Origin of the sequence: Gracilibacillus marinus (assembly GCF_042651725.1) — a bacterium.
Classification (GTDB): domain Bacteria; phylum Bacillota; class Bacilli; order Bacillales; family Amphibacillaceae; genus Gracilibacillus; species Gracilibacillus marinus.
In genome coordinates this window covers 1-1,224 of record NZ_JBHSDV010000011.1, presented here as the reverse complement: position 1 = coordinate 1,224, position 1,224 = coordinate 1, and the positions used below count along the sequence as shown (strand labels likewise).

The following is a 1,224-nucleotide window of genomic DNA, read 5'->3' as shown; positions in this document are numbered from 1 at the left end:
TGGTATGTCAACACTAAATCAAACAAATTTTTAAAGGTTCATTAACTTGTATTCATTCGGTGTTAAATAATGTAATGATCCATGAATTCGGATGCGATTAAACCAATGAACATAATCAAAAAGTGCAAGGTCAAGTTCTTGTTGGTTAGTAAAATAAGCCCCTTTAACGAATTCTGTTTTGATCGTCTTAAATGTAGCTTCTGCAACGGCATTGTCGTACGGTGTTCCTTTTTTACTGAGTGAGCGCTCAATACCGAAGGTTTCAAGTGCCTGATCGATTAATTGATTCTTAAACTCACTGCCTCTATCGGTATGAAACATTTCGAGGTCATGTAGATTGTATGGGACAGATGCAAAAGCGCGTTGAACTAAGGCAGCATCTTTGTGAGGACCTGCACTGTGCCCGATAATTTCACGATTATATAAATCAATTAAAATACATATATAATGCCATCTTTGTCCGACTTTCACATAGGTTAAGTCACTTACAATTACTTTCAATGCTTGGTCCTGATCAAACTTTCGATTCAGCGTATTACCTATCATGGATTCATTACATGGAGATAGTGACGGTTTAAACTGAGCTACAGTGTATTTGGAAACAAGTCCTTGTTCTTTCATGATTCTCCCAATTCGACGTCTGGACACCGTCCAGCCTAGCTTTTTCAACTCCACTTTGATTTTGCGTCCGCCATAATTTTGACGGCTTTTTTTAAAAATATCTACAATTAAGTCTTTTAATTCTTCTTCTTGCTCATCACGAACCTTGGCTTCATAGTAGTAGGTACTTCTAGCGATTTGCAGGACGCCGCACATTGCTGATACCGAGTATTTATGACGGTTGTTGCGAATCACATCTACTTTCGTCCCATGATCAGCGCGGCTTGCTTTAAAATATCATTCTCCATGGTTAATTTTTTGTTTTCTTTACGAAGTTGCATCAACTCTTCTTGCTCTGGCGTACGATTGTCTTTTTCTTTGAATGACCCATTGTCATGGTACTGTCGAACCCACTTATCAAAAGAAGAAGGTGTCAATTCATATTCTCTGATAATTTCTGCACGTGGTTTGCCAGACGCATACAACTGTACCATTTGCTTTTTAAATTCACTGGAAAAGGTCCTTCTTGATCTTTTGGTCATTTTTCATTCTCCTCGGTTTAATATTTGAACCAAGTCTAACTGACCTTAATTAAGTTGTCCAATTAAGTGTAACCTATCCATT

At 37.7% G+C, this 1,224-nt stretch carries 1 protein-coding gene; it reads right to left on the bottom strand.

Annotated elements, in window-relative coordinates; all coding sequences use genetic code 11:
* Nucleotides 1-30 precede the first annotated feature (30 nt).
* A protein-coding gene (locus ACFOZ1_RS16395; protein ID WP_390201019.1) for an IS3 family transposase occupies nt 31-1,142 on the bottom strand; the annotation gives its coding sequence in 2 pieces (ribosomal slippage) (nt 31-893 and nt 893-1,142; 1,113 coding nt in all).
* Nucleotides 1,143-1,224 lie beyond the last annotated feature (82 nt).